We start from the raw sequence: 22,960 nt of genomic DNA, 5'->3' as shown, positions 1-22,960 counted from the left end.
CGATGGACGGCGGAGCGCGCATTCCGGAATCCATGCGGATGAGCACAGACGAAGCGCTGCAGCGCAATATCGACCTGGTCGACGCCTGGCCCCAAGACCCCACCGGTGGGAACCGCGTGACCGCATGCATGTCTCTGCGTCAGATCGTCACCTGCACACCTGAGCTCGTCACTAATATTCATCACGCCGCACAGGCGCGGGGAGTCAAAGTCCACACTCACCTCGTGGAGGGAACCTACGAAATCGACTACGCGCTGGAGAATTTTGGACGTCGGCCCGTCGAGCACCTCCTGGAGCTAGGAGTGTTCGACCATACGCTCCATGGTGCGCACTCCGTTCTGGCCAGCGTCGAAGACGTCGACCTCTACGCCCAGCACCAAGTCTCTGCCGCCCACTGCTCCAAAGGAAACTACGCCATAGGCGCCGCTCCGGCATTGAAGATGTGGCGCCGGGGCGTTCCGATCGGTCTCGGGACGGACGGTGTGGCCAGTGCCGGCACCCTCGATATGTTCCGCATTGCGATGCTGGCGCGCGTGGGCCAGCAATATATTGAGGGCACCCCTGTGCACAATCGCAACGGGGTGGGACTGGAGGAGCCTCTTCGGATGGCCGTCACCGGAGGAGCCCGCGCCATGGCCACGGACCGGTATACCGGCGTGCTGGAAGCGGACAAGCGAGCTGACGTCGTGCTGGTCGGCACTGACGGTCCGGATGCTGCCGGGTACTCTTCGGCCGAGGCGTTCCTGTTCGAATGCGCTTCGGGCCGCGACGTGAAGACGGTTCTGGTGGACGGGCAGATCGTCGTCGACGATGGGCAGGTCACCACCATGGATACGGAAGAGATCCGCGCCAAAGCGCAGGGGCGTCAGCAGGAGCTCGCCGTCGCCATCGCCTGAGCTGCAGAGACTGCGCGTGATCCGAGCCCCAACGAAGGAGATCTCCATGAACGACGACCGGCTCTACATCCTTGACTGTGACACGGGCGTCGACGACGCCATGGCCATCGGCTATCTGCTGGCCGAAGCTCCTCAGTCCTTCGTCGGCGTGACCACTGTCTTCGGCAACGTCGACGTTCCTCAGGCGACCACAAACACGCGCGCCCTGCTGGAGCTGGCCGGACGCAGCGATATCCCCGTGCACGCCGGTGCGGCCACGTCCCTGGACGGTGTGTTCCAGGGGTCCGGTCACCGGGTCCACGGGCAGAACGGTATCGGAGGAGTCGAGCCGCCGACGCCGCGGTCGTGCTCAGGGGAGGGAGAGACGGCGCCGTCATACCTCGTGAGGATGGCCAGGGAGAACCCCGGTGAACTGGTCATCATTGCGGTGGGTCCGCTGACCAATCTCGCCATCGCACTGAGTCTGGACCCAGAGATCGCTGAGCTTTTGGCAGAGATCGTCATCATGGGCGGAGCCGTAGGTCACCCCGGCAACGCCACCCCGGCTGCAGAAGCGAACATCTGGCACGATCCGGAGGCCGCAGATCGGGTGCTGCGCTCTGGAGCGCGAGTGCGGCTGGTGCCCCTGGATGCGACCATGCAGCAGCGGCTGACGGGGAGCAGCAAGAGGAACTCACTGGTGCGACCAGCCTGTTCGCGCAAGCCGTGGGCCAGGCCTCCGAGCACTACCTGGACTTCTATGCAGAGGTGTTTCCTGGACGGCAGTGTGCCCTGCACGACCCGCTGGCTGCCGCTCTTGCGTTGGAGCCGCAGCTCGTCACCGCGGAAGCAACGACCACCGTTGAAGTGCAGCTGGCGCCTGGCCCTGCGCGAGGACAGACGGTGGCAGACCTCCGGGGCTTCTACAAAGGCCCCGTGCACCGCGAGGGGCAGACCACCTCCGTCGTGCTGGAGACCCACGTCGATTTCAGCTATCGCCTTGTCCAGGCGCTCAAGTCCTTACCGTGATTCGTAGTCCGCTCTCTCAGTTGATGGTGATCTCATGACGCTCAGCGTGTATCTGGCAGGTCCGGAAGTCTTCTTACCCGACGGCGCGTCCGTGCTCGATATGAAGCGGCAGGTGCTCACCGAGCACGGCTTTGCACCCGTGCCTCCTCCCGCGGATCTCGGTCCGGCAGGAGATCTGCCGCCCCGAGCGCATGCCCTCGAGATCAGTCGGCGCAATGAGGAGCTTGTCGCCGCTGCCGATGTCTGTCTAGCGAATCTGACGCCGTTCCGCGGGGCGAGCGCCGACGTAGGAACGGTCTATGAGCTGGGCTGTGCCGCAGGTATGGGCAAGCATGTGGCGGCTTACAGCAACGACCCTCGGGTGTATAGGGAACGGGTAGTCGAGCAGGGAGAGGGAGCGGCAACCGTGAGGCGTGACGCTGGGAAGCTCTGGGACTCAAAGGGCGTGATGATCGAGGATCACGAGATGAGTGACAACCTCATGCTGGAGGGCGGGCTCGCACTGCGCGGGGTGTCATGGTCGTGGCACGGACCTGCCCCGGCGATCCTGCACGGGACCTAGTGGCCTATACCGAAGCCGTTCGTCTGCTGGCGAAGCAGCTGCTGGAGTAGGGCGATGCTCAGAAGCGGCACCCTAACTGCGCCTGGTCAGTGCCCTTCGCCCAGGTTTCCGCTGAGCCGGTCGTGGCGTGCGGCGCTCTGGCTGTCCATGCCGACGATGGTGACGTTCTTGCCCTTGGACTCGTACTTCATGCGGACCGCGTCCAGAGTGGCCACCGTGGAGGCGTCCCACACGTGGGCTCCTGACATGTCGATGACGATCTCCGTCGGGTCGCCGGTGTAGTCGAACTGGTACACCAGGTCATTCGACGAGGCGAAGAACAGCTCACCCTCCACCCGGTACACGCGCTGGTTGTCGTCGTCGCTCTTGTCCAGCCGCACCACCCGGGTGAAGTGGGCAACCCGCTGGGCGAACAGCACCATCGCCACGAGCACGCCGACACCGACGCCGTAGGCCAGGTTATGCGTCCACACCGTGACCACCACCGTCGAGGCCATCACTGTGGTCTCCGCGAGCGGCATGCGGCGCAGGGTGGTGGGGTGAATGCTGTGCCAGTCGAACGTGGCCCATGAGACGAAGATCATCACAGCGACCAGGGCGGCCATGGGGATGATGGCCACGATGTCGCCGAGGGTGACGACCAGGATCAGCAGGAACACGCTTACCAGGAACGTGGAGAGCCGGGTCCGTGCGCCGGAGGCCTTCACGTTGATCATGGTCTGGCCGATCATCGCGCAGCCTCCCATGCCCCCGAAGAAGCCGGTGATCATGTTGGAGGCGCCCTGGCCCCAGGACTCGCGGGTCTTGTTGGAGTGCGTATCGGTGACGTCGTCGACCAGCTTCGCCGTCAGCAGCGACTCGAGGATGCCGACCAGGGCCATCGTCAGCGCGAACGGGAAGATGATCTGCAGCGTCTCCATGGTGAGCGGGACGTTCGGAATGAACAGCTCCGGCAGCGAATCCGGCAGCTCGCCCTCGTCGCCCACCGTGGGCACCGCAATAGCTGCAGCCACCGTGATGATCGTCAGCACGACGATGGCGACTAGAGGCGCGGGGACCGCGGTGGTCAGCTTCGGGAGCAGGAAGATGATCAGCAGTCCGGCAATGGCCAGCACGTATACAGGCCACGGCACGTTCGTCAGGTGCGGAATCTGAGAAGTGAAGATGAGAATGGCCAGCGCGTTCACAAACCCGACCATCACCGAGCGCGGGATGAACCGCATGAGCTTGGCCACGCCGATCACCGCCAAGAGGATCTGAAGCACCCCGGCGAGGATCACCGTCGCGATGAGGTAGTCCATGCCGTATTCCCGTGCCACCGGTGCGATCACCAGAGCAATCGCTCCCGTCGCCGCCGAGATCATGGCGGGCCGCCCGCCCAGGAACGCGATGGAGACTGCCATGGTGAAGGAGGCGAAGAGGCCCACGCGAGGGTCGACGCAAGCAATGATGGAGAACGCGATAGCCTCCGGGATCAGTGCCAGAGCGACGACGAGCCCGGCAAGAACTTCGATGCGCAGGCGCTTCGGTGATTTCAGCGCCGCCCAGATCGACTGCGAGCGGTCCACCTCCGGCGCGCCGGTCACTTCCTGAGGCTCGGCGGCGGGGTCGGGCACGGGGGCAGAGGACACAGATGTCTCCTTCGGAAGTTTGGCGCTTTTGCCAGTGTCGAGTGAGGGGCCGCCGGAACTCTAAGGTCTGAGGACTGGCGTCAAGAGCCTCTCAGGGCGAACGGGGAAACCCTACCTTAACGTGAAGTTAGAGTCCCGACTCAAATGTGGGCAGAATGTACTGCATGACTCATGACGGCGCTGCCACTGATACGACGGATGCCTCTGGTGCGTCGAACGGGGTCGGGGACACCATGCACATCGGCACTGTCGCCGAAATGACAGAGCTCTCATTGCGGACACTGCGGCATTACGACGAGGTTGGCCTCGTGCGTCCCAACGGTCGGACTGCAGGAGGTTTCCGGCTCTACACCCACGATGACGTGGAGCGCATTCTGCTGATTCGCCGCATGAAGCCCCTGGGGTTCTCCTTAGAGGAGATGCGTGAGCTTCTCCACCTCATCGACGCTGAGGATGGGGGTCCACGGAGGACCAACGGCGCAGCCTCGAGGAGTTCATCGCCGACGCCCGCAGCAGACGGGACAAACTGGCGCGGACGTTGTCGATGGCTGACGAGTTCATCGAACGGCTCCAATCCGAGGCACAGAGCCGAGCCTCGTAGCTGCGGCCTACCGATCTAGGATCGGACCATGAACTCATGGTGGGACGCAGTGAGCCACGGGGCGCCTCCGGCGGGCTGGGTCAGCGCATTGTTGATGTGCTCGCGCTTACCGTGCACCAGCACATCAACCTGATGAACTCTTCGGGCATCATCGTCGCCTCCACAGATCCCGAACGGATCGGCGCTGAGCACCGGGCTGCCGTCGAAGTCCTGCGGACCGGGCGGGCTGTCACGGTAAGCCAGCCGGTGGAGGGAATCCCTGACAAGCCTGGGATCAATCTGCCGCTGACCATCGACGGCGGGCTCAGCGGCGTCATCGGCATCACCGGCGACCCGAGCGAGGTGGAGCCGGTGGCCCAGGTCGTCGTGCTCACTGTCGAACTGCTGATCGAGCAGGAGCGCGAGCACCGCAGCTCCATGGCAGCCCGCAGCCGCGCCTGGGAGATCATCGCCGCCCTGGTCTCCGACGGGCAGTCGCTCGCCAAGGCTCAGGAGCTGCTCGCCGCCGCAGAGATCGGGACGGGGCCCTGGTGCCTAGGCGTCTGGGCGTCCGCCCATCCCCGGCAGGACGGTTCCGCGCAGCCGCCCGAGAAGGCGGAGCAGCTCGTGATGGCGATCAATGACGGCACCGCACCTCGCGTCCCCGGCCCGCCCGGGCCGTCGTGGCGCGGCCTGCTGTGGGCCGTCGCGGCCCGAGGCGCGTTCGACGAGGACCTGGCGGGCAGCGACGCTCGCAGGCTGACCGTCAGCGGCATCCCGGATCTGTCGACCCTGCGATCCTGGGGACAGGACATGGCCGCCCTGGGCCGGACGGCGGGCCTGCTGCCCAAGCCTGACCAGACCGAGCATGTCCCAGCAGAGCTGGCGATCGCCGTCGCACACCTTCCTCAGACCACGAGGGGCGGTTCGCAGAAATCGGCGGACGGCTCTCCGTCCCGCACCGAGAGACAGTGCGCGCTGTGACGAGCGCCGGGTCTCTGGCCGAGGCAGGACGTCAGCTCTATATTCACCGAAATACACTGCTTCAGCGCATCGCCCGGATCCGCACCGTGACCGGCCTGGACCTCAAGCGGGCGGATGAGGCGACGCTGCTGCGCCTGGCCCTGATGGCCGCTGAGTCCGCTCCCGCATCCGTTTGACCCTGATGCACATATATAGGCGGGGTATTCGCGAGTGATTATGTTCATTCTGACGTGTCGCGAGTCACAGGTGGTCCCCTACTCTGTGATGCATGCCATCGACAATGCCGTCGTCTTCGCCGCTGCGCATCGCAGTCATCCCGGACTCCTTCAAAGGCAGCGCCACCGCCGCTGAAGCGGCTCGGGCCATGGGCGAAGGCGCGGACCGCGCCGCCGAAGCCAACGAGCGGAGCGTCGAGCTCAGCATTCTGCCCTTCGCCGACGGTGGTGAGGGCACCCTGGACGCCATCTGCAGCGCATGGGCGGTGGAGCCGCAGCAGGTCGCAACCACCGACGCCCTGGGCCGTCCCGCGCAGGCACGGTTCGCCGTCTCGGAGGTCCGCGGCAAGCTGACCGGGCTGATCGAAGCCGCCGAGGCCAACGGACTGCCCACCGTGAGCGACATGCCCCTGCAGCCCCAAGAGGCCACCAGCTATGGGGTCGGCACTGTCATCGCCGCCGCGCTCGACGCCGGATGTGAGGAGATCCTCCTGTGCATCGGCGGCTCCGCGAGCACAGACGGTGGGGCGGGCATCCTGCAGGCCCTCGGTGCGCGGCTGCTGAACACCGCTTACCAGGAGATCGGACCGGGCGGGGAGCCCTCCAAGACCTGGCGCGCATCGAGACGCAGAGCCTGCACCCGCGTGCGTCGAAGGTCCGGTGGCGCATCGCCTGCGACGTCACCAACCCGCTGCTGGGACCAGAGGGTGCTGCCGCCGTCTTCGGCCCGCAGAAGGGCGCGTCCCCGCAAGACATCGAAGCCCTTGAGGCCGCCCTCACCACATTCGCCGACATACTCGCCGCCGAGGCAGGCCACGATGTGCGGGACGAGCCTGGCATGGGGGCAGCCGGCGGGATACCAGCACCGCTCGTCAGCCTCTTCGATGCCGAGATCGTGCCCGGCGGAGAGCTCGTTGCGGAGTCCTTGGGCGCCCATCGCGTCCTCGAGGAGGCCGATCTCGTCCTCACCGGGGAAGGGCGCCTGGACTCACAGTCGCTGAACGGCAAGGTGGTGGGGACCGTGCGGCGCCTCACGCCTGAGCAGATCCCGGTGATAGCGCTCGTCGGCGCGGTGGACCTCGACTCCTCGCAGTGTGCGGCAGCAGGTCTGACCGCAGCCTTTTCCATCGCGGCCCGCCCAGAGTCGCTGGATGAGCTCTGCGCGGAAGCGACCAGCCGCATCAGCAGCACGGCCGAACAGGTCCTCAGGGTCTTCCTCAGCGCCCAGCCTACCTCACACCCACAGAAGAACACGGAACAAAGGAGTTCTGCGCCATGATCGATCTGCTCATCCTCATCGCCCTGGTGGCCGCCATCGTGCTGGTCACCGCCCGTTGGAAGGTCAGTCCGTTCCTCGCCCTGCTGGGTGCGGCCCTTCTGGGGACATTCCTGTACCGGATCCCCTGGAGGAGAGCGTCTCCACCGTCACGGAGGCCTTCGGGAGCACTCTGGGCAACATTGGTCTGGTGATCATCTTCGGCACCATGATCGGTGTGATCCTGAACGCTCCGGGGCCGCCATCGCCATGGCGGACGTGATCATCAAACTGATCGGCCAGCGGTTCCCAACCTGACGATGACGCTCATCGGCTACATCGTCTCCATTCCGGTGTTCTGCGACTCCGGCTACGTGATCCTGAACTCCCTGCGGAAGGCGATCACCGCTCGGGTAAGCATCTCCGCGCTGGCGACCTCCACCGCATTGATGACGGGCCTCTTCGCCACCCACAACCTGGTGCCGCCCACCCCGGCCCGCTGGCCGCCGCCGAAGAGCTGGGCGTCACCAGCGAGCTCGGCCTGATCATCCCGCTTGGACTGCTGGTCTCCCTGGTCGCCGCAATGGCCGCCCTGCTGTTCGCCTCACGCCTGTCCCACAAGGAGTTCGCCGCCCTGCCCGCCGAGCGCGAGGACGACATCGAGGTCCAGAACTACGACGCTCTGCGCGCCTCCTACGGCAAGCTCCCGCACCCGGCGCTCGCCTTCCTGCCCATCGGTCTGCCGCTGGTGCTCATCTGCCTGGGGTCTGTGGCGCAGCTGCCCGGAGAGCCCTTCGGCGCTTAAGCACTCTGACGGAGGCCCTGATCTTCCTCGGCACACCGGTCATCGCCCTCATTCTCGGCCTGATCGCAGCCGTCTTCCTCGTCTCAGGACGGGACCGGCTGAAGCGGTTCAACGAGGACATCACCGAGGCGATCCGGGTGGCGGCACCCATCCTGCTGATCACCGGTGCCGGTGCGGCCTTCGGTGCGGTGCTCAACGCTTCGCCGCTCACCGACTTCCTCGCGGACAACATCGCAGAACTCGGACTCGGCCTTCTGGTGCCGTTCCTCATCGCGGCGGCGCTGAAGTCCGCGCAGGGCTCCTCGACGGTCGCGATCGTCACCGGCTCCGCACTGGTCGCACCCCTGATGGGCTCGCTCGGACTGGACTCCACAGAAGGAGCAGTGCTCTCGGTCCTGGCTGTGGGCTCGGGCTCTATGATGGTCTCCCACGCCAACGACTCGTTCTTCTGGGTGGTCTCCCAGCTCAGCCGCATTCCTGTGGGCACCGCCTACAAGACGCTCACCACGGCCACGGCCATCCAGGGAATCACAGCATTCGCCACCGTCTGGCTGCTCAGCCTGGTCATGCTGTAAATGGAGTGAGATCATGTAGGGACTGACACTTCGGTTGGTCGACCCGCTCAGTGAGGAGTTTGGGATGAGTTCAGCGCTGGCGGACATGCTCGCGGACGAGGCCATTCTGCTGGACGCGTCAGCAGCTGACTGGCGGGACGCCATTCGGCAGGCCGGAGCGCTTCTGGACAGGAGCGGAGTTGCAGGGGAGGACTACACCCGCGCGATGATCGACTCCGCTGAGGAGCACGGCCCCTACATTGTTCTCACACCCGGCTTCGCCCTGGCCCACGCACGCCCTATTGAGTCCGTGCGGCGGACTGGGCTTTCTTGGGTCCGACTGTCCGAACCGGTCGAATTCGGCCACGCGGAGAACGACCCCGTGAGCCTTGTGGTGGGGCTTGCGGCCGTGGATGACTCCTCGCACACCAGCGCCATGGCGGAGCTGGCAGGCGTGCTCGCAGACGAGTCGGCGATGGCCCGGCTCCAATCGGCGCAGACGCCCGCTCAGCTGAAGGCCGTTCTCAGCGGCGACGAGGCGCCCTCCGGCGCCGCTTACGCAGCGGGGAGCCGGAGCGTGGATCAGCACCTCATCCTCACGGTGTGCGGCAACGGTCTGGGCACCTCTCTTCCTGAAGAACACTCTCGAAGGGGTGCTCTCGACGTGGGGCTGGGGCAAGCACGTCACGGTCGAAGCTACCGACACCATCTCGGCTCGGGGCCGCGCGAAGGAAGCTGCTGCCATCCTGACCTCCGGTGAGATCGCCAAGACGCTCGGGGACGTCGGAGTTCCCGTGCGCGTGATCGGAAACTTCACCAGCACCGCCGAGCTCGACGGCGCTCTGCGCGACATCTACGACGTTTAGGGAAGGCACCATGGACTGGCTGATCGTCTTCGCAGAGTTCCTCGTCAACGAGATCCTCTCCGTGCCCGCATTCCTCATCGGAATCATCGTCGCTGTCGGACTCATCGCCCTGAAACGCTCCAGCGGGCAGGTCATCGGAGGGGCGGTGAAGGCGACCCTCGGCTTCCTGCTCATCGGTGCCGGTGCGGGCCTGGTCGTCGCCTCCCTGGACCCGCTCGGGTTCATGATCCAGGGAGCCACCGGCGCCCAAGGTGTCATCCCCACCAACGAGGCGATCGTCGGAATCGCGCAGGAGCAGTTCGGAGCACAGGTTGCCTGGCTCATGATCCTCGGGTTCGCGCTGAGCCTGGTGCTGGCCCGCTTCACCCCGCTCGGCTACGTCTTCCTCACCGGCCACCACATCCTCTTCATGGCGACCCTGCTGACCATCGTTCTCGCGACCGCCGGATACTCGGACCTTGTCACTGTGGGGGTCGGCGGCGCCCTCCTGGCGATCCTGATGGTGTCGCTGCTTAAGCATTCTCACAGCCCTGGACGCGGCGCATCACCGGGGACAACACCATCGCCATGGGGCACTTCGGCACGGCTTACTACATAGCGGCCGGTGCAGTGGGAGGGTGACCGGCGGCAGGCGCAGCCGATCCACCGAAGACCTCAAGCTTCCGGAGGGGCTGCGCTTCCTCCGCGACTCCATGGTCGCGACCGCCCTGTCGATGGTGCTGATGTACGTGATCGTCGCGCTCATCTTCTTCGCACGCGAGGGCGAGGCCGCGTACGAAGCCTTCGAAGGCGGGGCGGAGAACCCCGGCAACTTCATCATGCAGTCATTGACGCAGGGTCTGCAGTTCGGCATCGCCGTCGCAGTGATCCTCTTCGGCGTCCGAACGATCCTCGGCGAGATCGTTCCGGCCTTCCAAGGCATCGCAGCCAAAATCGTGCCCGGTGCGACGCTTACTCTGGACGCACCGATCGTCTTCCCCTACGCCCAGAACGCGGTGCTCATCGGCTTCGTCTCCAGCTTCGTCGGAGGGCTGATCGGCCTGGCTGTGCTCTCGCTGTGGCTGAACCCCGCCCTGGGCCTGGCGCTGATCCTCCCGGGCCTGGTTCCACACTTCTTCACCGGCGGCGCGGCGGGCGTCTACGGAAACGCGACGGGCGGACGCATCGGGCCCTGGTAAGCGGCTTCGTGAACGGCCTGCTGATCACCTTCCTGCCCGCGGTGCTTCTGCTGGTCTTGGGAGACTTCGGAACAGCGAACACGACGTTCGGGGACACAGACTTCGGGTGGTTCGGCATCCTGGTCGGCTACGGAGCCGGGATCGGATCCCTGGGCGGGCTCATCGTCGTCGCTGCGCTCGGTCTGCTGATCCTCGGCGCTGCCATCCTCGTGCAGGTGAAGGTGGTCAACGTGGGCTGGGACCCGTCGCCTCACCGGTCCTGGGCCGGTGGGGGCGACAGCGAGGCCCCAGCCGATGGGGTCGCGCCACTAACACGGCTGCGTCCTATTCGAAGATCACGCCGCCCAAGGGAGCTCCTGCTCCGCCTCCGCCCCCGCAGTAGCCCACCTCTCAGCTGCTGGGTGAGCTTGTCATATCCCTTCGCCACACAGCCAGTCGCCCGCTGAGCGGGGAGGAGTGGGTGTCGGCGCCCAGGTGGCGGGCGACGGCACCCGTCTCCGCGAGGACCAGGTCACCCGGTGCGGGTTCCGGGTCGAAGCCCAGAGCGATGAGTGAGTCCATCACCCGGTGCTCGCCGAGCATCCCCGGGTCGGGTGCAGCAGCATCAGCCGCGAGATCCTCGAAAAGGATGTCGCTAAGCGTCGTCATAGGCGTGGGTGGTGCTGCGCAGCTGTCCGCCCGTCTCACCGGACCGGCCCCACACCAGCGTCTCCCGGATCAGCGCCCGAGCGCCCGCAGCCATCTGCACGGAGGTGGTCCGCTGCACATCCGCGGACTCCGCGATGACGAACGGAAGGCCCTCCCACACCAGTCTGGCGTCCTCCGCCAGGCGCAGCGACACGTGCCACTCCGCCGGGGGCCGGGCTCCTGCGGGCGACGGCGCGGGTAGGCGACCATCCCGCCGATGTCCTCCAGGTGCAGCGTGCAGCCGGGGCCGACCTCCACATCCAGATGCACGCGGTCGGCATCAAGCAGGATCATCTCCGCCGCGGTGATCCCCACGTGGACCCGGTCGGGGTTCTGGAGATCAGCCGCGGCGCCAGCTTCCCGACCACCAGCTGCGCCCGCGCCCGGGACGCGTCCCGCTGGACCCGGATGCGAGTATCAGGCGTGGCTGTGGACATGCCCGCCTTCGGGATGCTCCTCATCGGCGTGGAAATGCGGTGCCATGGGGCCCGGGTCCTGGGGAATGTGCTCCCCGGCGCGGTGCGCAGCGAGCACCGTCAGCACCCAGCGGCGCAGGGCGGCCACCGAGTCCTCATCCTGCTTCGAGAGCGCGAGCACTGCGCGGCCCTCGCGAGCCTCGCCGGCGTCAGCGACCATCTGCTCCACATCCACGCCCACATAGGGAGCGAGGTCCGTCTTGTTGACCACCAGCAGGTCAGCGCGGCCGATGCCGGGACCTCCCTTGCGGGCGACGTCGCCCCCGCCTACCACATCCAGCACAAAGATCTGGGCATCCACCAGGGCAGGGGAGAAGGTGGCGGTGAGGTTGTCTCCGCCGGACTCGATGAGCACGACATCAAGCGGCGCGAAGTCCCGTTCGATGTCCTCAGCAGCCATCAGGTTCACCGTCACATCGTCGCGGATGGCGGTGTGGGGGCAGGCGCCTGTCTCGACGGGGCGGATCCGCTCCGGATCCAGGACGCCCGCTGAGCGGAGGAATCGAGCATCCTCGTCGGTGTAGATGTCATTGGTGATGACGCCCAGTCGCAGCTCCTCGCCCAGAGCGCGGCAGACGGAGGCGATCAGCGAGGACTTGCCCGTCCCCACAGGGTAGGCTGATGCCCAGCCTCAGGGCGCGGTCCTTCGGGGCGGACGGGGTGGCAGCAGTGTTCTCAGGCACGGAAGAGCCTCCTTGTGGTGCGGGCATGATTCTCGATCCAGTGTTCCATCTGGGGCGCGGACGCAGCGGGCATGTCCGCGGGGTCAGTGAGAGCAGCGATTCCAGGGACCTGCTCCTCCACGGAGGCGCAGGCGTCAAGGACCAGGCTCATGGCCTCGGCGGGATCGCCGGGGTCAAGCTTCAGCAGAGCGGCCGCAGCGGCTGCGGCGTCGTCGTAGATCACCAGACGAACCAGCTCCTCCGCCCCGATGGCGGCATGGGCTCCGATGGCGCCCATCACTGCAGGACAGGAGGGCCGCCTGCCCAGCGGCTGGAAGGTGGCGCATCGGGCCAGAGGGATGTGGCCAGACGCACCAGGCCCCGCCCCAGTTCGGCGGCGATCTGCCGCGCCGCGCCGCTGGGCGTCCGCGCAGCCCAGGCGCGATCCGTCCGCAGCAGGGCTGCGGACGGATCAGGCTGATGCGTCAGGGCGTGGCGGACCATCACGGCGCACGCAGCGTCCGTCAGGGCTGCGGTGCGCGCACGCACAAGCAGAAAGTCGCCTACCTGCGCTCGGGCCAGCCCGCCCATCAGAGCAGGCTCCAGCCCGGAGGAGGAGACATGGCCGCCGGAGGGCAGGCGTGAGTCGGCGAGAAGCAGCCCCACCGTCTGCGCGGCAGGGGATTGGGCGGCGGTGGGCATCAGAACATGCAGTAGAACTGGGCCAGCGGCAGCTTCTCCGCTTACTGCTGCTCCACCTGCTCCCCGTCGATCGAGATCTCGAAGGTGTCCGGCTTCACCTCAATGCGAGGCAGCGCATCGTTGTTCTTCATGTCCGCCTTGCCGATGTCGCGGGTGGGCTCCACCGCGCGGACCGTCCTTCGCAGTCCCAGCGACTCCTCGATGCCGTCCTCCAGAGCGGCAGGGGAGACGTAGGTGACGGAGAAGTCTCCCGCGTTCAGATCGGCGAATGCCACCGCTGCAGGATGGGCTGCGGGGTGGGGATGGAGGCGTTGGGGTCCCCGAGGGAGGCCCACGCGATCGCCCCGCCCTTGATCACACTGGAGGGTCGGATTCCGAAGAAGCGGGGTCCCACACATTCAGGTCAGCGAGCTTGCCCATCTCCACCGACCCGAGGTCGTAGGAGATGCCGTGGGCAACCGCCGGATTCACCGTGTACTTGGCCACATAGCGGCGGGCCCGCTCATTGTCGGTAAGCAGTCCGCCGTGCAGGCCTCCCAGACGGTGCTTCATGGTGTGCGCCACCTGCCACGTGCGGGTGACCACCTCACCGATGCGGCCCATCGCCTGAGCGTCGGAGGAGGTGATCGACAGGGCCCCATGTCGTGGAGGATGTCCTCGGCCGCGATGGTGGTCCCGCGGATGCGCGACTCGGCGAATGCGAGATCCTCCGGCACGTTGGGGAGAGGTGGTGGCAGACCATCAGCATGTCCAGGTGCTCCGCGACCGTGTTGGTGGTGTGCGGAAGGGTGGGGTTCGTCGAACCGGGAATGATGTGCGGCAGCGAGGCCAGCGTCAGAATATCCGGGGCGTGCCCGCCGCTTACTCCCTCGATGTGGAAGGCGTGGATGGAGCGGCCGTCGATGGCGCGGATGGTGGAGTCCACGTAGCCTACTCATTCAGCGAGTCCGAGTGCAGGGCGACCTGCAGCCCCCACTTCTCCGCGGCGGTCAGCGCGGCGTCCACGGCGGCGGGGTGGAGCCCCAGTCCTCGTGGACTTTGAATCCGGCAGCCCCGCCGAGGGCCTGCTCCGCGAGACCGGCGGTCGAGACCGTATTGCCCTTGCCGAGCAGGAGGACGTTGACGGGGATGGAGTCCAGGGCGCGGTGCATCTTCTCCAGATGCCACGGCCCGGGAGTCACCGTGGTCGCCTTCGAGCCCTCTGAGGGCCCGGTGCCGCCGCCCACCACCGTGGTGATGCCGGTGGCCAGGGCCTCGTGGAGCTGGGACTGGGAGAGCAGGTGGACGTGGGAGTCAATGGCGCGCATGGTGACGATCTTCCTCCCCGGCGATCACATCGGTGCCCGGTCCGATGATCAGGTGCGGGTCCACGCCGTCGGCGATGTCCGGGTTGCCCGCTTTGCCGATCCCCGCGATCCGCCCGTCACGGATGCCGATGTCGGCCTTCACGATTCCCCACCAGTCGAGGATGATCGCGTTGGTGATCACCGTGTCCAGGGCGCCCTCTGCCCGGGAGGCCGTTCCTTGGGCCATCGATTCGCGGATGGATTTGCCGCCGCCGAAGACGGCCTCCTCGCCGCCCACGGTGAGGTCCTTCTCCACCTCGATCCACAGGTCGGTGTCGCCGAGCCTGATCTGATCGCGCATGGTGGGCCTGAACATGACTGCGTAGGCGTTGCGGTCGATGCTGACCATCAGGATTCCTCCCCGTTCGAGGTGCTGTCGGAGTCTCGTCGGATCTGCAGGCCTGCGACGTGTCGGCGGCCTCGGAGTGCGACGCAGTCGAGCTGCCGCGATGCCCCGGGCTCGAACCTTTGGGACGCGCGCATGGGCACGTCGAGGCGGAAGCCTTCGGCGGCCTCCCGGTCGAAGTCCAGGGCCGGGTTGGCGGCCGGAAGATGCAGGTGGGAGCCGATCTGGATGGGTCGGTCGCCGGTGTTGGTGAAGACCAAAGTGATGCGCTCGTCGTCGCGCCGGTCTGCGTTGAGCTCGATCGTGCCCGGCTTCACCCGGACTGCGCCGGGTCCTGCTGAGGATGCGCCTGCCATTGTCTCTGCCTTCCTCGTCGGATCAGTCGATGGGGTGGTGGAGCGTCACGAGTTTGCGTCCGTCCGGGAACGTCGCCTCGACCTGGATGTCGGTCAGGGCCTCCGGGACACCCTCCATGACCTGATCCCGGGTGAGCACGGTGCGCCTGTCCTCCATCAGGGCGGCCACGGTGCGCCCCTCGCGGGCACCCTCGATGACCCAGGAGGAGAGCAGAGCCACGCACTCCGGGTAGTTGAGCTTCACGCCGCGGGAGAAGCGGTCCCGGGCCACCATGGCGGCAGTGGCGAGCATCAGCTTCTCCTGCTCGGCGGGGTGAAGTGCATAGGAGTCCTTCCGGTGTCGTATCGCTGTCAGGATCCTGCCACGGGAATGTTTCACGGAATTTTCCGCGTATCCCCACGTCGGGCTTTGATCCCTTTTCTGGAAAGGGAAGCAGGCTTCTCAGCAGCGATATTCGTTTACATCCAGGAAATGGCCGAGCAACGTCAGAGTAATGCCACTGACGCAGGCTGTTGCCAGCCCGCTGAAGGATTCGGCCTTCAGGGAGCTTGAGCAGCCACCACTCGCATTCTTGACGATCGGAGAGCAACATGAGGGAAAAGAGAAGTCACTCCCGCCTCAAAGCATATGCCGCGCTCGGCGCAGCGGGAACCCTGCTGCTGTCGGCCTGCGGTGCACGCGCCGGGGATGACGCAGAGAATGGTGCCGCCGCAGAGTCCTGCGTCGACACCGACGGCGACACCATCAAGATCGGCTTCATCAACTCGCTCTCCGGCACCATGGCGATCTCGGAGACCACCGTCAACGACGTGCTGCACCTGGCCGCGGACCAGATCAATGAGGACGGAGGAGTGCTCGGCTACGAGCTCGAGATCGTCGAAGAGGACGGCCAGTCCGACCCAGCCACCTTCTCGGAGCGGTCCGACGCCCTGCTGAACCAGGAGTGCGTGGCAGCGGTGTTCGGCGGCTGGACCTCTGCCTCCCGTCAGGCCATGCTTCCCGTCTTCGAGGGCAACAACGGTCTGCTGTTCTACCCCACCCAGTACGAGGGCCTCGAGGCGTCGGACAACATCTTCTACTCCGGCGCCACCACCAACCAGCAGATCATCCCCGCTCTGGAGTACCTCTTGGAGGAGGAGGAGATCGAGTCGATGTACCTGGTCGGCTCCGACTACGTCTTCCCCGCACGGCCAACATGATCATCCAGCAGTGGGCCGATGAGAACGACGTCGAGATCCTCGGCGAGGACTACACCCCGCTGGGCTCCACCGACTTCACCACCATCGCCAACCAGGTGGCCTCATCGGACGCCGACGCTGTGTTCAACACGCTCAACGGCGACTCCAACGTCGCGTTCTTCAACCAGTACAACGACCTCGGACTCTCCGCCGAGGAGATGCCCGTCATGTCAGTCTCCATCGCCGAGGAGGAGGTCGACGGCATCGGGGCCTCCAACCTCGAGGGGCAGCTCACCTCCTGGAACTACTACCAGACCCTCGACAACCCCGAGAACGAAGAGTTCGTCTCCGCGTTCCAGGACGCCTACGGCGACGACCGGGTCACCTCGGACGTGATGCAGTCCTCCTACAACAGCCTCTTCCTCTGGGCCGCGATGGCTGAGGAGGCTTACTCGTTCGACGTCGATGAGATCCGTGACGTCGCCGACGGGACCAGCTTCGACGCGCCTGAGGGCACCGTCACCATCGACGGGGAGACCCAGCACGTCACCAAGACGCCCCGCATCGGCGTCATCAACTCCGAAGGCCTGATCGACGCAGTCTGGGAGGGCGAGCTCACCGACCCGGACCCGTTCCTCGACACCTACGAGTGGGCTGACGACGAAGAGGCCGCAGAGTTCGCCGAGGAAGCTGAGGAAGACGCCGACGCCGACACCGAGGACGAGTGACGTCTTCCATGGACGCGCTGCTTCCTCAGCTCGTCGCCGGGATCAGTGTCGGGTCGATCCTGCTTCTCGCAGCGATCGGCCTGGCACTGACCTTCGGTCAGATGGGCGTCATCAACATGGCCCACGGGGAGTTCATCATGATCGGGGCCTACGTGGCCTTCGTCATGCAGGGGCTCTTCGGCGCGGGCATCAGCCTCATCGTCGCGATACCGGCGGCATTCCTCGTCGGAGGAATCTTCGGGGTGCTGCTGGAGCAGATCCTCATCCGGCACATGTACCACCGCCCTCTGGATACCCTGCTGGCCACGTTCGGCGTCGGACTGATCCTCCAGCAGCTGGCTCGGGACATCTTCGGAGCCCCGCTGTGGAGGTGGCCAACCCCGCCTGGCTCTCCGGCTCGGTGCAGATTCTGGGGACCAACGTGCCCCTGACCCGCATCTTCATCCTGGGCCTGGTCATCGTTGTGGTCGCAGGACTCTCCGCGCTGATGGCCTACACCAGCCTCGGCCGCCGCATCCGCGCCACCGTGCTCAACCGCAGCCTCGCCGAAACGTCCGGCATCTCCACGCGGCGGACCGACCGGACCACGTTCTTCATCGGCTCCGGACTCGCCGGAGTCGCCGGAGTGACCATCACCCTCATCGGCGCGACCAGCCCCACCATCGGCACCAGCTACATCGTCGACGCGTTCCTGGTGGTGGTCGCCGGAGGCATCGGCAAGATCAAGGGTGCCGTCATCGCCGCCTTCAGCCTCGGAATCCTGCAGGCGTTCATCGAATTGTCGACGACTGCGTCCATTGCGAAGTTCCTCGTGCTGATCATCGTCGTCGCCTTCCTCCAGATCAGGCCGCAGGGTCTCTTCAGCGTCCGCACAAGGAGCCTCGCATGACAGCCACCGCCGCAGCACCCAAAGCCGCCTCCACCCCCACGAAGGGAAAGCTCGCCGCCATCAGTGCGGCTTACCCAGCCCCGGGGTCCCCAGGCCGCGCACCGCCTACATCGGAATCGGCCTGATCGCCCTCGGCCTGCTCGTCCTGGCTCCCGCACTGCTGACGCCCTTCGAGCTGAGGCAGATGGGCCGCTTCGTCTGCTACGCCATGGTCGCCGTCGGCATCGGCCTCGCATGGGGCCGAGGCGGAATGCTCACCCTGGGCCAGGGCGTGTTCTTCGGGATCGGCGCCTACTGCATGGCCATGCACATGCAGCTCGAGGACGCCGCCCTGCGCGGGGAGGAGACGCCCCAGTTCATGTCCACCTTCGGCGTGGACCTGCCCTGGTTCTGGGAGCCGTTCCACTCGCCCATCCTCACCGTGCTGCTGATTCTGCTGCTGCTTACCGCCCTGGCTTTCGCCCTGGGGTTCTCGGTGTTCAAACGACGCGTCAAGGGCGCGTACTTCGCCATCCTGAACCAGGCCATGGTGTTCGCGTTCGTCACCCTCCTGGTGGGGCAGCAGGCCACGCTCAACGGCTCCAACGGGCTCTCCGGCTTCCAGTCGTTCTTCGGCTTCGCCATCAACGACCCCGCCAACCGACAGATGATCTACATGATCGCCGCCTACCTGCTGATCGTCATGCTGCTGGTGGCCTACTGGATGATGCGCAGCCGATTCGGCGAACTGCTGGTGGCCACCCGCGACGCGGAGGAGCGAGTCCGCTTCCTCGGCTACGACCCCGCCATGATCAAGACCATCACGTTTGTGGTGGCGGCGGTGATGGCGTCAGTGGCCGGAGCGATGTTCGTCCCCCTCGTCGGGATCATCTCGTAAGTAGGCATCGGAGTCGTCCCCTCCATCGCATTCGTCATCGGTGTGGCCATCGGAGGCCGGGCCACCCTCTTCGGCCCCGTGCTGGGAGCGTTCGCCGTCGCCTGGGCCGAGACCACACTGGCCGAGAACTTCCCTCCGGCTGGTCCTACTTCCAAGGCCTGCTGCTGATCCTGGTGATCGCGCTGCTCCCCGGCGGCATCGCCTCGGTGGGCCGGTACTTCCGATGGAGACGAGCAGGAAGCAACTTCCGAAAGAAGGCAGAGGCATGACAGCACCCGCCACACTCAGCGTCGAGGACCTCAACGTGACCTTCGGCGCCTTCACCGCCGTCGGCGGCGCAAGCTTCCGCGCAGACCCCGGCGAGGTCCACTTCCTCATCGGCCCCAACGGGGCTAAGCAAGACCACCTGCGTCGATGCGATCACCGGCCTGGTGCGAGGCACCGGCAGCGTGAAGCTCGGCACCGACGACGTGCTCGGCAGGCCGGTCCAGAAGATCGCCCGGCTCGGGGTCGGACGGACCTTCCAGACCGCCAGCGTCTTCGAGCAGCTGACCGTCCTGCAGAACCTCGACATCGCCGCCGGAATGCACCGGTCCGCCTGGTCGCTGCTCGGGCGGCGCCGCAGCATCGACAGCCGCATCGCAGACGCCATGGAGCAGACCCAGCTGGAGGACCTGCAGCACCAGCCCGCCGGAATCCTCTCCCACGGGCAGAAGCAGTGGCTCGAGATCGGGATGCTCCTGGTCCAGGACGCCCGCGTTCTGATGCTCGACGAGCCCGTCGCCGGCATGAGCCTGGAGGAGCGCAACGCCACCGGCGAACTGCTGCACCGGGTGAAGAAGGACCGGGCCGTCGTCGTCGTCGAGCACGACATGGAATTCATGCGCAGCTTCGCCTCCCGGGTCACCGTGCTGCACCAGGGCCAGGTCCTCTCCGCAGGCTCCGTGGAAGAGGTCCAGGCCGACCCCAAGGTCCAAGAGGTCTACCTCGGCACCGCATCCATGTCCGAGGACGACGCGGCGCAGGCCCCAGCGCTCGCCGCAGCCAATCCAGGAGGCACCCATGCTTGAGCTCAGCAGCGTCCACGCAGGCTACGAGCGCACCCAGGTGCTCAACGACGTCAGCCTCACCAGCGCCGACAACGGCATCGCAGCCGTCCTGGGACACAACGGTGCAGGCAAGACCACCCTGCTGCGCGCCGTCGTCGGCATCATCAGGCCCACCATCGGCACCATCACGTTCAACGGCGAAGACATCACCCAGGCCGCCCCGAGCAAGAGGGTCAAAATGGGTATGGCCTACGTGCCGCAGGGGCAGCAGTCGTTCGAGCAGCTCAGCACCCTGGAGAACCTCCAGGTCGTCGCCGACGGCAAGCCGCGCTCCCGGCGCCGAAAGCTCGTCGACCACGCCCGCGAGCGGTTCCCCGCCCTCAACGAGGTGATCGACAAGAAGGCAGGGCTGCTCTCCGGGGCAGCGTCAGCAGCTGGCCATCGCGCGCGCACTCATCACCGAGCCCAGCATGCTCATCCTCGACGAGCCCACCGAAGGAATCCAGCCCTCAGTGGTCACTGAGATCGAGCGGACGATCACCGGTCTCGCCGCCGAGGACGGACTCTCCGTGCTCCTAGCCGCGCAGCACGTCGGCTTCGCCCTGAACAGCGCGTCGAAGTACTTCGTCCTCGCTTCCGGGAGGATCACCAGCACCGGTGACGGAGGCAGCGCGGCCCAGGACCAGGTTCGCGACGCCATGGCCATCTGAGACGATTCAGAGCATGCCGGACGCCTCGCGGGCACGACGAGCGGCGGAGGACAGCCTCGAGGACTACGCCTTCCGCTACGTTCCGCGCACCTTCCGCCGCTGGTCAGCGCCCGCGGTCGGGGGCGCAGCCCTGGGATCGATGGCGTTCCTCGCCGACTTCTCCATGGGCGCCACCGTGGGACTGGAGCACGGCACGCTGAACGCGGTCGCCGGCATCGCCCTGGCCTCAGCCATCATCTTCACCGTCGGGCTGCCCATCGCCTACTACGCGGCGCGATTCAACCTCGACGTGGATCTGCTCACCCGCGGCTCCGGCTTCGGATACCACGGCTCCGTCATCACCACGGTCATCTTCGGCGGCTTCACCTGCATCTTCTTCGCCCTCGAGGGGGCGATCATGGCTCAGGGCTCTACGCCGGGCTGGGCGTCCCGCTGCCGCTGGGCTACCTGCTCTCCACCGTGGTGGTCATTCCGATCGTGATCTACGGCATGCGAGCCTTGGAACGGCTCCAGTTCTGGACCACACCCCTGTGGCTGGTGCTGGCACTGGTGCCGCTGGTGGGGGTGGTGCTGACTGAGCCGGAGGTCGTCGAAGCCTTCCTCACCTTCGAAGGCGCTACTCCGGAGATCTGGAGCTCGGGGCCGTCGTCGCCTCCGCGGCGGTCTGCTTCGCACTCATGCCGCAGCTGGCCGAGCAGCTGGACTACATCAGATTCATGCCGCCGCGCACGCGCGCCAACCGGAAGGTCTGGTGGGCATCGATGCTGCTGGTTAGGCCCGGGCTGGGTGATCTTCTCGGGACCAAGCAGCTCCTCGGCGTGCTGCTCGCCGTCTACGTGCTGGTGAAGATCGACCCCACGCTCGGCTCCCGGGCGGCGGAGCCGGTGGTGCAGTTCCTGGGCGTGTACGAGCAGCTCATGCCGGACTGGCTCGCCGTGATCCTGGCGCTGCTGCTCATTGTCATCGCCCAGGTGAAGATCAACGTGACCAACGGGTACTCCGGCTCCTTGGCGTGGCTCAATGCCTACACCCGGGTGACGCGGCGGTACCCCGGACGCACCGTGTTCGTGCTCTTCAACCTCTCCATTGCGCTGGGGCTGATGCTCATGGACGTCTTCGGCCTGATGGCCTGGGTGCTCAGCCTCTACGCCAATTTCGTCATGGCGTGGCTGGTGACCATCTCTGCGGACATTGCGATCAACAAGTACATGCTGAGGCTGTCCCCGATGCGGCCCGAGTTCCGACGGGGCATGCTCCACAACTGGAACCCGGTGGGCCTGGTCTCCGTGACCGCCGCCTCGGTGCTGTCGCTCGCGGCGTTCTTCGGGCTCTTCGGAGCAGTCGTTCAGCCCTTCGCTGTGCTCATCTCCATCGGCACCGCAGCACTGCTCACGCCGCTGACGGCCGCGGCCACACGAGGACGGTACTACCTGCGTCGCCGCAGTGACGGCGTGGACCTGCCCATGTACGACGAGGATGGAAACCCCTCCGCCGAACGTCTGCGCTGCCATGTGACCGGATACACTTTTGAGCGCCCAGACATGTTGGCATCAGCGGTGCGCGGACCGCTGGGAGAGACTCAGTACGTCTCCTCCTTGGCACTGACCCTCATGCTTACTCCGAACACCATGTGCTGCCCCTGAGACCCGGACGGAGAGCGATGAGCGACGCAGCTGACACCGCCGGAGCCCTCGTCGCCGCCGCGGCAGCCCAGCTCGGCCGGACAGAGTTCGACGAGATCACCTACAAGGCCCTCGGCGCCGAGGTCGGTGTCTCCGAACGCACGGTCTACCGGCACTTCCCCACACGCGCGCACCTGCTGGTCTGTGTGGCGCAGACTGTGGAATCGCGACTCTTCGCTCCTTCGGCGTTCACCACATGGGAGGGGCTCTACGGGGCCGTCGCGGCACGCTTCGACGCCTTCGACGCACATCCGGCCGAGGCATTCATCCTGGCCCGCTCCGCCTCCCTGTCCCCGGTCCACACCGCCAGCCCAGCAGGACAGTCGCACTCCTTCTTCGCGGGCGCTGTGGGGGCGCTCGTCGACGAGTCTGCTCCGGGGCTGAACCCGCGCGATCGCCGGCGCACCGCATCGGCTCTGTGCTACTTCGCCTCCGCGCAGTTCTGGGTGCGCGTACGGGTGGGCTTCGACCTGGATGCGGAGGCTGCGATGCGCCACTTTCGGGCGGCGGCCCACCAGGTCCTCCGCGCGGTGCCCGAGGGGACCTGGCCTCACCCCGCATACGACGGCGTCGTGAGCTGAGGCGCCCGTGATCGGCCAGACGCCTGAAGCGGACGAAATTGCCGAGCGGCTGGGCCTCAGCCGCACCTCCGCGGGGATCCTCGCCGCCTATGTGGAGCTGATCGAGGAGCTCGGCACCGATGATGTGTCCCTGAAGCTGATTGCCCGGCGGGCTGG

Annotated in this window: 32 protein-coding genes and 6 pseudogenes; 29 read left to right on the top strand and 9 right to left on the bottom strand. The window is 66.4% G+C overall.

Annotated elements, in window-relative coordinates; translation table 11 throughout:
• The first annotated feature begins 2 nt into the window (after window positions 1-2).
• From K0H76_RS15625 to K0H76_RS15615, 3 genes are all read left to right on the top strand, one after another.
• On the top strand, window positions 3-896 hold the full coding sequence (locus K0H76_RS15625; RefSeq protein WP_258933571.1) for an amidohydrolase family protein: 894 nt from the start codon (window positions 3-5) through the stop codon (window positions 894-896).
• Between the two features lie 46 nt (window positions 897-942).
• Window positions 943-1,911, top strand: coding sequence for a nucleoside hydrolase (locus tag K0H76_RS15620; RefSeq protein ID WP_258933570.1), 969 nt, complete (start codon window positions 943-945; stop codon window positions 1,909-1,911).
• A gap of 93 nt (window positions 1,912-2,004) precedes the next feature.
• Window positions 2,005-2,466, top strand: coding sequence for a nucleoside 2-deoxyribosyltransferase (locus K0H76_RS15615; protein WP_258935444.1), 462 nt, complete (start codon window positions 2,005-2,007; stop codon window positions 2,464-2,466).
• An 86-nt stretch (window positions 2,467-2,552) separates the two neighbouring features.
• On the opposite strand, the gene K0H76_RS15610 is transcribed toward K0H76_RS15615, so the two are convergent.
• A complete protein-coding gene (locus K0H76_RS15610) occupies window positions 2,553-4,052 on the bottom strand; it encodes a SulP family inorganic anion transporter (protein ID WP_258935443.1) in 1,500 nt (499 codons plus the stop codon).
• Between the two features lie 278 nt (window positions 4,053-4,330).
• Between K0H76_RS15610 and K0H76_RS15605 the strand changes: the two are divergent.
• The 12 genes and pseudogenes from K0H76_RS15605 to K0H76_RS15550 all read left to right on the top strand — a co-directional run bounded on the left by K0H76_RS15605 (window position 4,331) and on the right by K0H76_RS15550 (window position 10,916).
• Window positions 4,331-4,698 (top strand): annotated as a pseudogene (locus K0H76_RS15605) (MerR family transcriptional regulator).
• A gap of 36 nt (window positions 4,699-4,734) precedes the next feature.
• Window positions 4,735-5,661: a hypothetical protein gene (locus K0H76_RS15600; protein ID WP_258933569.1), complete on the top strand. Its 927-nt coding sequence runs from the start codon at window positions 4,735-4,737 to the stop codon at window positions 5,659-5,661.
• Window positions 5,649-5,837, top strand: coding sequence for a helix-turn-helix domain-containing protein (locus K0H76_RS15595; RefSeq protein WP_258933568.1), 189 nt, complete (start codon window positions 5,649-5,651; stop codon window positions 5,835-5,837). Before K0H76_RS15600 ends, K0H76_RS15595 begins: the two co-directional genes overlap by 13 nt.
• Window positions 5,838-6,025: 188 nt before the next feature.
• Window positions 6,026-6,433: pseudogene (locus tag K0H76_RS15590) on the top strand (glycerate kinase); the annotation flags it as partial.
• Window positions 6,370-7,155: a glycerate kinase gene (locus K0H76_RS15585; RefSeq protein WP_258935442.1), complete on the top strand. Its 786-nt coding sequence runs from the start codon at window positions 6,370-6,372 to the stop codon at window positions 7,153-7,155. The pseudogene K0H76_RS15590 and the gene K0H76_RS15585, both read left to right, overlap by 64 nt.
• The gene (locus tag K0H76_RS15580; protein ID WP_258935505.1) at window positions 7,152-7,346 is read left to right on the top strand and encodes a hypothetical protein; all 195 of its coding nucleotides are present in this window, start codon (window positions 7,152-7,154) and stop codon (window positions 7,344-7,346) included. Before K0H76_RS15585 ends, K0H76_RS15580 begins: the two co-directional genes overlap by 4 nt.
• Complete coding sequence (locus tag K0H76_RS15575; protein ID WP_258935441.1) at window positions 7,325-7,414, top strand: hypothetical protein; 90 nt, start codon at window positions 7,325-7,327, stop codon at window positions 7,412-7,414. The genes K0H76_RS15580 and K0H76_RS15575 overlap by 22 nt, the downstream gene beginning before the upstream one ends.
• 37 nt (window positions 7,415-7,451) lie before the next feature.
• A complete protein-coding gene (locus K0H76_RS15570) occupies window positions 7,452-7,676 on the top strand; it encodes a hypothetical protein (protein WP_258933567.1) in 225 nt (74 codons plus the stop codon).
• Window positions 7,677-7,678: 2 nt separating this feature from the next.
• Entirely contained in the window at window positions 7,679-7,936 is a 258-nt protein-coding gene (locus K0H76_RS15565) for a hypothetical protein (protein ID WP_258935440.1), read from the top strand.
• Window positions 7,937-7,956: 20 nt separating this feature from the next.
• Entirely contained in the window at window positions 7,957-8,511 is a 555-nt protein-coding gene (locus K0H76_RS15560; RefSeq protein ID WP_258935439.1) for a hypothetical protein, read from the top strand.
• A gap of 64 nt (window positions 8,512-8,575) precedes the next feature.
• Window positions 8,576-9,356, top strand: a pseudogene (locus K0H76_RS15555) (PTS sugar transporter subunit IIA).
• Window positions 9,357-9,366: 10 nt separating this feature from the next.
• Window positions 9,367-10,916: pseudogene (locus K0H76_RS15550) on the top strand (PTS ascorbate transporter subunit IIC).
• An 8-nt stretch (window positions 10,917-10,924) separates the two neighbouring features.
• Here the strand turns inward: K0H76_RS15550 and K0H76_RS15545 are convergent.
• The 8 genes and pseudogenes from K0H76_RS15545 to K0H76_RS15510 all read right to left on the bottom strand — a co-directional run bounded on the left by K0H76_RS15545 (window position 10,925) and on the right by K0H76_RS15510 (window position 15,401).
• The gene (locus K0H76_RS15545; RefSeq protein ID WP_258933566.1) at window positions 10,925-11,182 is read right to left on the bottom strand and encodes a hypothetical protein; all 258 of its coding nucleotides are present in this window, start codon (window positions 11,180-11,182) and stop codon (window positions 10,925-10,927) included.
• Entirely contained in the window at window positions 11,169-11,375 is a 207-nt protein-coding gene (locus tag K0H76_RS15540) for an urease accessory protein UreD (protein ID WP_258933565.1), read from the bottom strand. Before K0H76_RS15540 ends, K0H76_RS15545 begins: the two co-directional genes overlap by 14 nt.
• 263 nt (window positions 11,376-11,638) lie before the next feature.
• Window positions 11,639-12,380 (bottom strand): annotated as a pseudogene (gene ureG / locus K0H76_RS15535) (urease accessory protein UreG).
• Window positions 12,373-12,657 (bottom strand): hypothetical protein, encoded by a 285-nt coding sequence (locus K0H76_RS15530; RefSeq protein ID WP_258933564.1) that lies wholly within the window; start codon window positions 12,655-12,657, stop codon window positions 12,373-12,375. The pseudogene ureG and the gene K0H76_RS15530 overlap by 8 nt, the downstream one beginning before the upstream one ends.
• Window positions 12,657-13,061: a hypothetical protein gene (locus K0H76_RS15525; protein ID WP_258933563.1), complete on the bottom strand. Its 405-nt coding sequence runs from the start codon at window positions 13,059-13,061 to the stop codon at window positions 12,657-12,659. The genes K0H76_RS15530 and K0H76_RS15525 overlap by 1 nt, the downstream gene beginning before the upstream one ends.
• 41 nt (window positions 13,062-13,102) lie before the next feature.
• Window positions 13,103-14,756: pseudogene (locus tag K0H76_RS15520) on the bottom strand (urease subunit alpha).
• Window positions 14,756-15,109 carry an urease subunit beta gene (gene ureB, locus K0H76_RS15515; RefSeq protein ID WP_258933562.1) on the bottom strand — a complete coding sequence of 118 codons (354 nt, stop codon included), beginning with the start codon at window positions 15,107-15,109 and terminating at the stop codon, window positions 14,756-14,758. The pseudogene K0H76_RS15520 and the gene ureB overlap by 1 nt, the downstream one beginning before the upstream one ends.
• Window positions 15,110-15,131: 22 nt before the next feature.
• Window positions 15,132-15,401: an urease subunit gamma gene (locus K0H76_RS15510; protein ID WP_258933561.1), complete on the bottom strand. Its 270-nt coding sequence runs from the start codon at window positions 15,399-15,401 to the stop codon at window positions 15,132-15,134.
• Window positions 15,402-15,700: 299 nt separating this feature from the next.
• Between K0H76_RS15510 and K0H76_RS15505 the strand changes: the two genes are divergently transcribed.
• From K0H76_RS15505 to K0H76_RS15440, 14 genes are all read left to right on the top strand, one after another.
• Window positions 15,701-16,309 (top strand): transporter substrate-binding protein, encoded by a 609-nt coding sequence (locus tag K0H76_RS15505; protein WP_258933560.1) that lies wholly within the window; start codon window positions 15,701-15,703, stop codon window positions 16,307-16,309.
• The gene (locus K0H76_RS15500; RefSeq protein WP_258933559.1) at window positions 16,306-17,016 is read left to right on the top strand and encodes an ABC transporter substrate-binding protein; all 711 of its coding nucleotides are present in this window, start codon (window positions 16,306-16,308) and stop codon (window positions 17,014-17,016) included. The genes K0H76_RS15505 and K0H76_RS15500 overlap by 4 nt, the downstream gene beginning before the upstream one ends.
• An 8-nt stretch (window positions 17,017-17,024) precedes the next feature.
• On the top strand, window positions 17,025-17,447 hold the full coding sequence (locus tag K0H76_RS15495; RefSeq protein WP_258933558.1) for a hypothetical protein: 423 nt from the start codon (window positions 17,025-17,027) through the stop codon (window positions 17,445-17,447).
• Window positions 17,387-17,905 (top strand): branched-chain amino acid ABC transporter permease, encoded by a 519-nt coding sequence (locus K0H76_RS15490; RefSeq protein ID WP_258933557.1) that lies wholly within the window; start codon window positions 17,387-17,389, stop codon window positions 17,903-17,905. The genes K0H76_RS15495 and K0H76_RS15490 overlap by 61 nt, the downstream gene beginning before the upstream one ends.
• A complete protein-coding gene (locus K0H76_RS15485; protein WP_258933556.1) occupies window positions 17,902-18,030 on the top strand; it encodes a hypothetical protein in 129 nt (42 codons plus the stop codon). The genes K0H76_RS15490 and K0H76_RS15485 overlap by 4 nt, the downstream gene beginning before the upstream one ends.
• Before the next feature lie 59 nt (window positions 18,031-18,089).
• A complete protein-coding gene (locus K0H76_RS15480; RefSeq protein ID WP_258933555.1) occupies window positions 18,090-18,782 on the top strand; it encodes a hypothetical protein in 693 nt (230 codons plus the stop codon).
• A 42-nt stretch (window positions 18,783-18,824) separates the two neighbouring features.
• Window positions 18,825-18,950 carry a hypothetical protein gene (locus K0H76_RS15475; protein ID WP_258933554.1) on the top strand — a complete coding sequence of 42 codons (126 nt, stop codon included), beginning with the start codon at window positions 18,825-18,827 and terminating at the stop codon, window positions 18,948-18,950.
• 263 nt (window positions 18,951-19,213) lie between these two features.
• A complete protein-coding gene (locus tag K0H76_RS15470) occupies window positions 19,214-19,852 on the top strand; it encodes an ATP-binding cassette domain-containing protein (protein ID WP_258933553.1) in 639 nt (212 codons plus the stop codon).
• Window positions 19,845-20,354, top strand: coding sequence for an ATP-binding cassette domain-containing protein (locus K0H76_RS15465; protein WP_258933552.1), 510 nt, complete (start codon window positions 19,845-19,847; stop codon window positions 20,352-20,354). Before K0H76_RS15470 ends, K0H76_RS15465 begins: the two co-directional genes overlap by 8 nt.
• Window positions 20,272-20,541 carry a hypothetical protein gene (locus K0H76_RS15460; RefSeq protein WP_258935438.1) on the top strand — a complete coding sequence of 90 codons (270 nt, stop codon included), beginning with the start codon at window positions 20,272-20,274 and terminating at the stop codon, window positions 20,539-20,541. The genes K0H76_RS15465 and K0H76_RS15460 overlap by 83 nt, the downstream gene beginning before the upstream one ends.
• A gap of 13 nt (window positions 20,542-20,554) precedes the next feature.
• Window positions 20,555-21,022 (top strand): hypothetical protein, encoded by a 468-nt coding sequence (locus tag K0H76_RS15455; RefSeq protein ID WP_258933551.1) that lies wholly within the window; start codon window positions 20,555-20,557, stop codon window positions 21,020-21,022.
• Window positions 21,001-21,387: a hypothetical protein gene (locus K0H76_RS15450; RefSeq protein WP_258933550.1), complete on the top strand. Its 387-nt coding sequence runs from the start codon at window positions 21,001-21,003 to the stop codon at window positions 21,385-21,387. The genes K0H76_RS15455 and K0H76_RS15450 overlap by 22 nt, the downstream gene beginning before the upstream one ends.
• Window positions 21,360-22,184: a hypothetical protein gene (locus K0H76_RS15445; protein ID WP_258933549.1), complete on the top strand. Its 825-nt coding sequence runs from the start codon at window positions 21,360-21,362 to the stop codon at window positions 22,182-22,184. Before K0H76_RS15450 ends, K0H76_RS15445 begins: the two co-directional genes overlap by 28 nt.
• 17 nt (window positions 22,185-22,201) lie before the next feature.
• Window positions 22,202-22,804 (top strand): TetR family transcriptional regulator, encoded by a 603-nt coding sequence (locus K0H76_RS15440; protein WP_258933548.1) that lies wholly within the window; start codon window positions 22,202-22,204, stop codon window positions 22,802-22,804.
• Window positions 22,805-22,960 lie beyond the last annotated feature (156 nt).

Source organism: Nesterenkonia pannonica, from assembly GCF_019575955.1.
Classification (GTDB): domain Bacteria; phylum Actinomycetota; class Actinomycetes; order Actinomycetales; family Micrococcaceae; genus Nesterenkonia; species Nesterenkonia pannonica.
The sequence above is the reverse complement of the archived record's forward strand: the minus strand, read 5'-3'. Positions and strand labels throughout refer to the sequence as shown.

Coding starts and splice junctions, on each gene's coding strand:
- K0H76_RS15625 (WP_258933571.1), top strand. CDS start 3: ATGGACGGCGGAGCGCGCATTCCGGAATCCATGCGGATGAGCACAGAC.
- K0H76_RS15620 (WP_258933570.1), top strand. CDS start 943: ATGAACGACGACCGGCTCTACATCCTTGACTGTGACACGGGCGTCGAC.
- K0H76_RS15615 (WP_258935444.1), top strand. CDS start 2,005: ATGAAGCGGCAGGTGCTCACCGAGCACGGCTTTGCACCCGTGCCTCCT.
- K0H76_RS15600 (WP_258933569.1), top strand. CDS start 4,735: ATGGTGGGACGCAGTGAGCCACGGGGCGCCTCCGGCGGGCTGGGTCAG.
- K0H76_RS15580 (WP_258935505.1), top strand. CDS start 7,152: ATGATCGATCTGCTCATCCTCATCGCCCTGGTGGCCGCCATCGTGCTG.
- K0H76_RS15570 (WP_258933567.1), top strand. CDS start 7,452: ATGACGCTCATCGGCTACATCGTCTCCATTCCGGTGTTCTGCGACTCC.
- K0H76_RS15545 (WP_258933566.1), bottom strand. CDS start 11,182: ATGACGACGCTTAGCGACATCCTTTTCGAGGATCTCGCGGCTGATGCT.
- K0H76_RS15530 (WP_258933564.1), bottom strand. CDS start 12,657: ATGGGCGCCATCGGAGCCCATGCCGCCATCGGGGCGGAGGAGCTGGTT.
- K0H76_RS15525 (WP_258933563.1), bottom strand. CDS start 13,061: ATGCCCACCGCCGCCCAATCCCCTGCCGCGCAGACGGTGGGGCTGCTT.
- ureB (WP_258933562.1), bottom strand. CDS start 15,109: ATGGCAGGCGCATCCTCAGCAGGACCCGGCGCAGTCCGGGTGAAGCCG.
- K0H76_RS15510 (WP_258933561.1), bottom strand. CDS start 15,401: ATGCTCGCCACTGCCGCCATGGTGGCCCGGGACCGCTTCTCCCGCGGC.
- K0H76_RS15505 (WP_258933560.1), top strand. CDS start 15,701: ATGAGGGAAAAGAGAAGTCACTCCCGCCTCAAAGCATATGCCGCGCTC.
- K0H76_RS15500 (WP_258933559.1), top strand. CDS start 16,306: ATGATCATCCAGCAGTGGGCCGATGAGAACGACGTCGAGATCCTCGGC.
- K0H76_RS15495 (WP_258933558.1), top strand. CDS start 17,025: ATGGACGCGCTGCTTCCTCAGCTCGTCGCCGGGATCAGTGTCGGGTCG.
- K0H76_RS15485 (WP_258933556.1), top strand. CDS start 17,902: ATGACAGCCACCGCCGCAGCACCCAAAGCCGCCTCCACCCCCACGAAG.
- K0H76_RS15480 (WP_258933555.1), top strand. CDS start 18,090: ATGGGCCGCTTCGTCTGCTACGCCATGGTCGCCGTCGGCATCGGCCTC.
- K0H76_RS15465 (WP_258933552.1), top strand. CDS start 19,845: ATGCTTGAGCTCAGCAGCGTCCACGCAGGCTACGAGCGCACCCAGGTG.
- K0H76_RS15455 (WP_258933551.1), top strand. CDS start 20,555: ATGCCGGACGCCTCGCGGGCACGACGAGCGGCGGAGGACAGCCTCGAG.
- K0H76_RS15440 (WP_258933548.1), top strand. CDS start 22,202: ATGAGCGACGCAGCTGACACCGCCGGAGCCCTCGTCGCCGCCGCGGCA.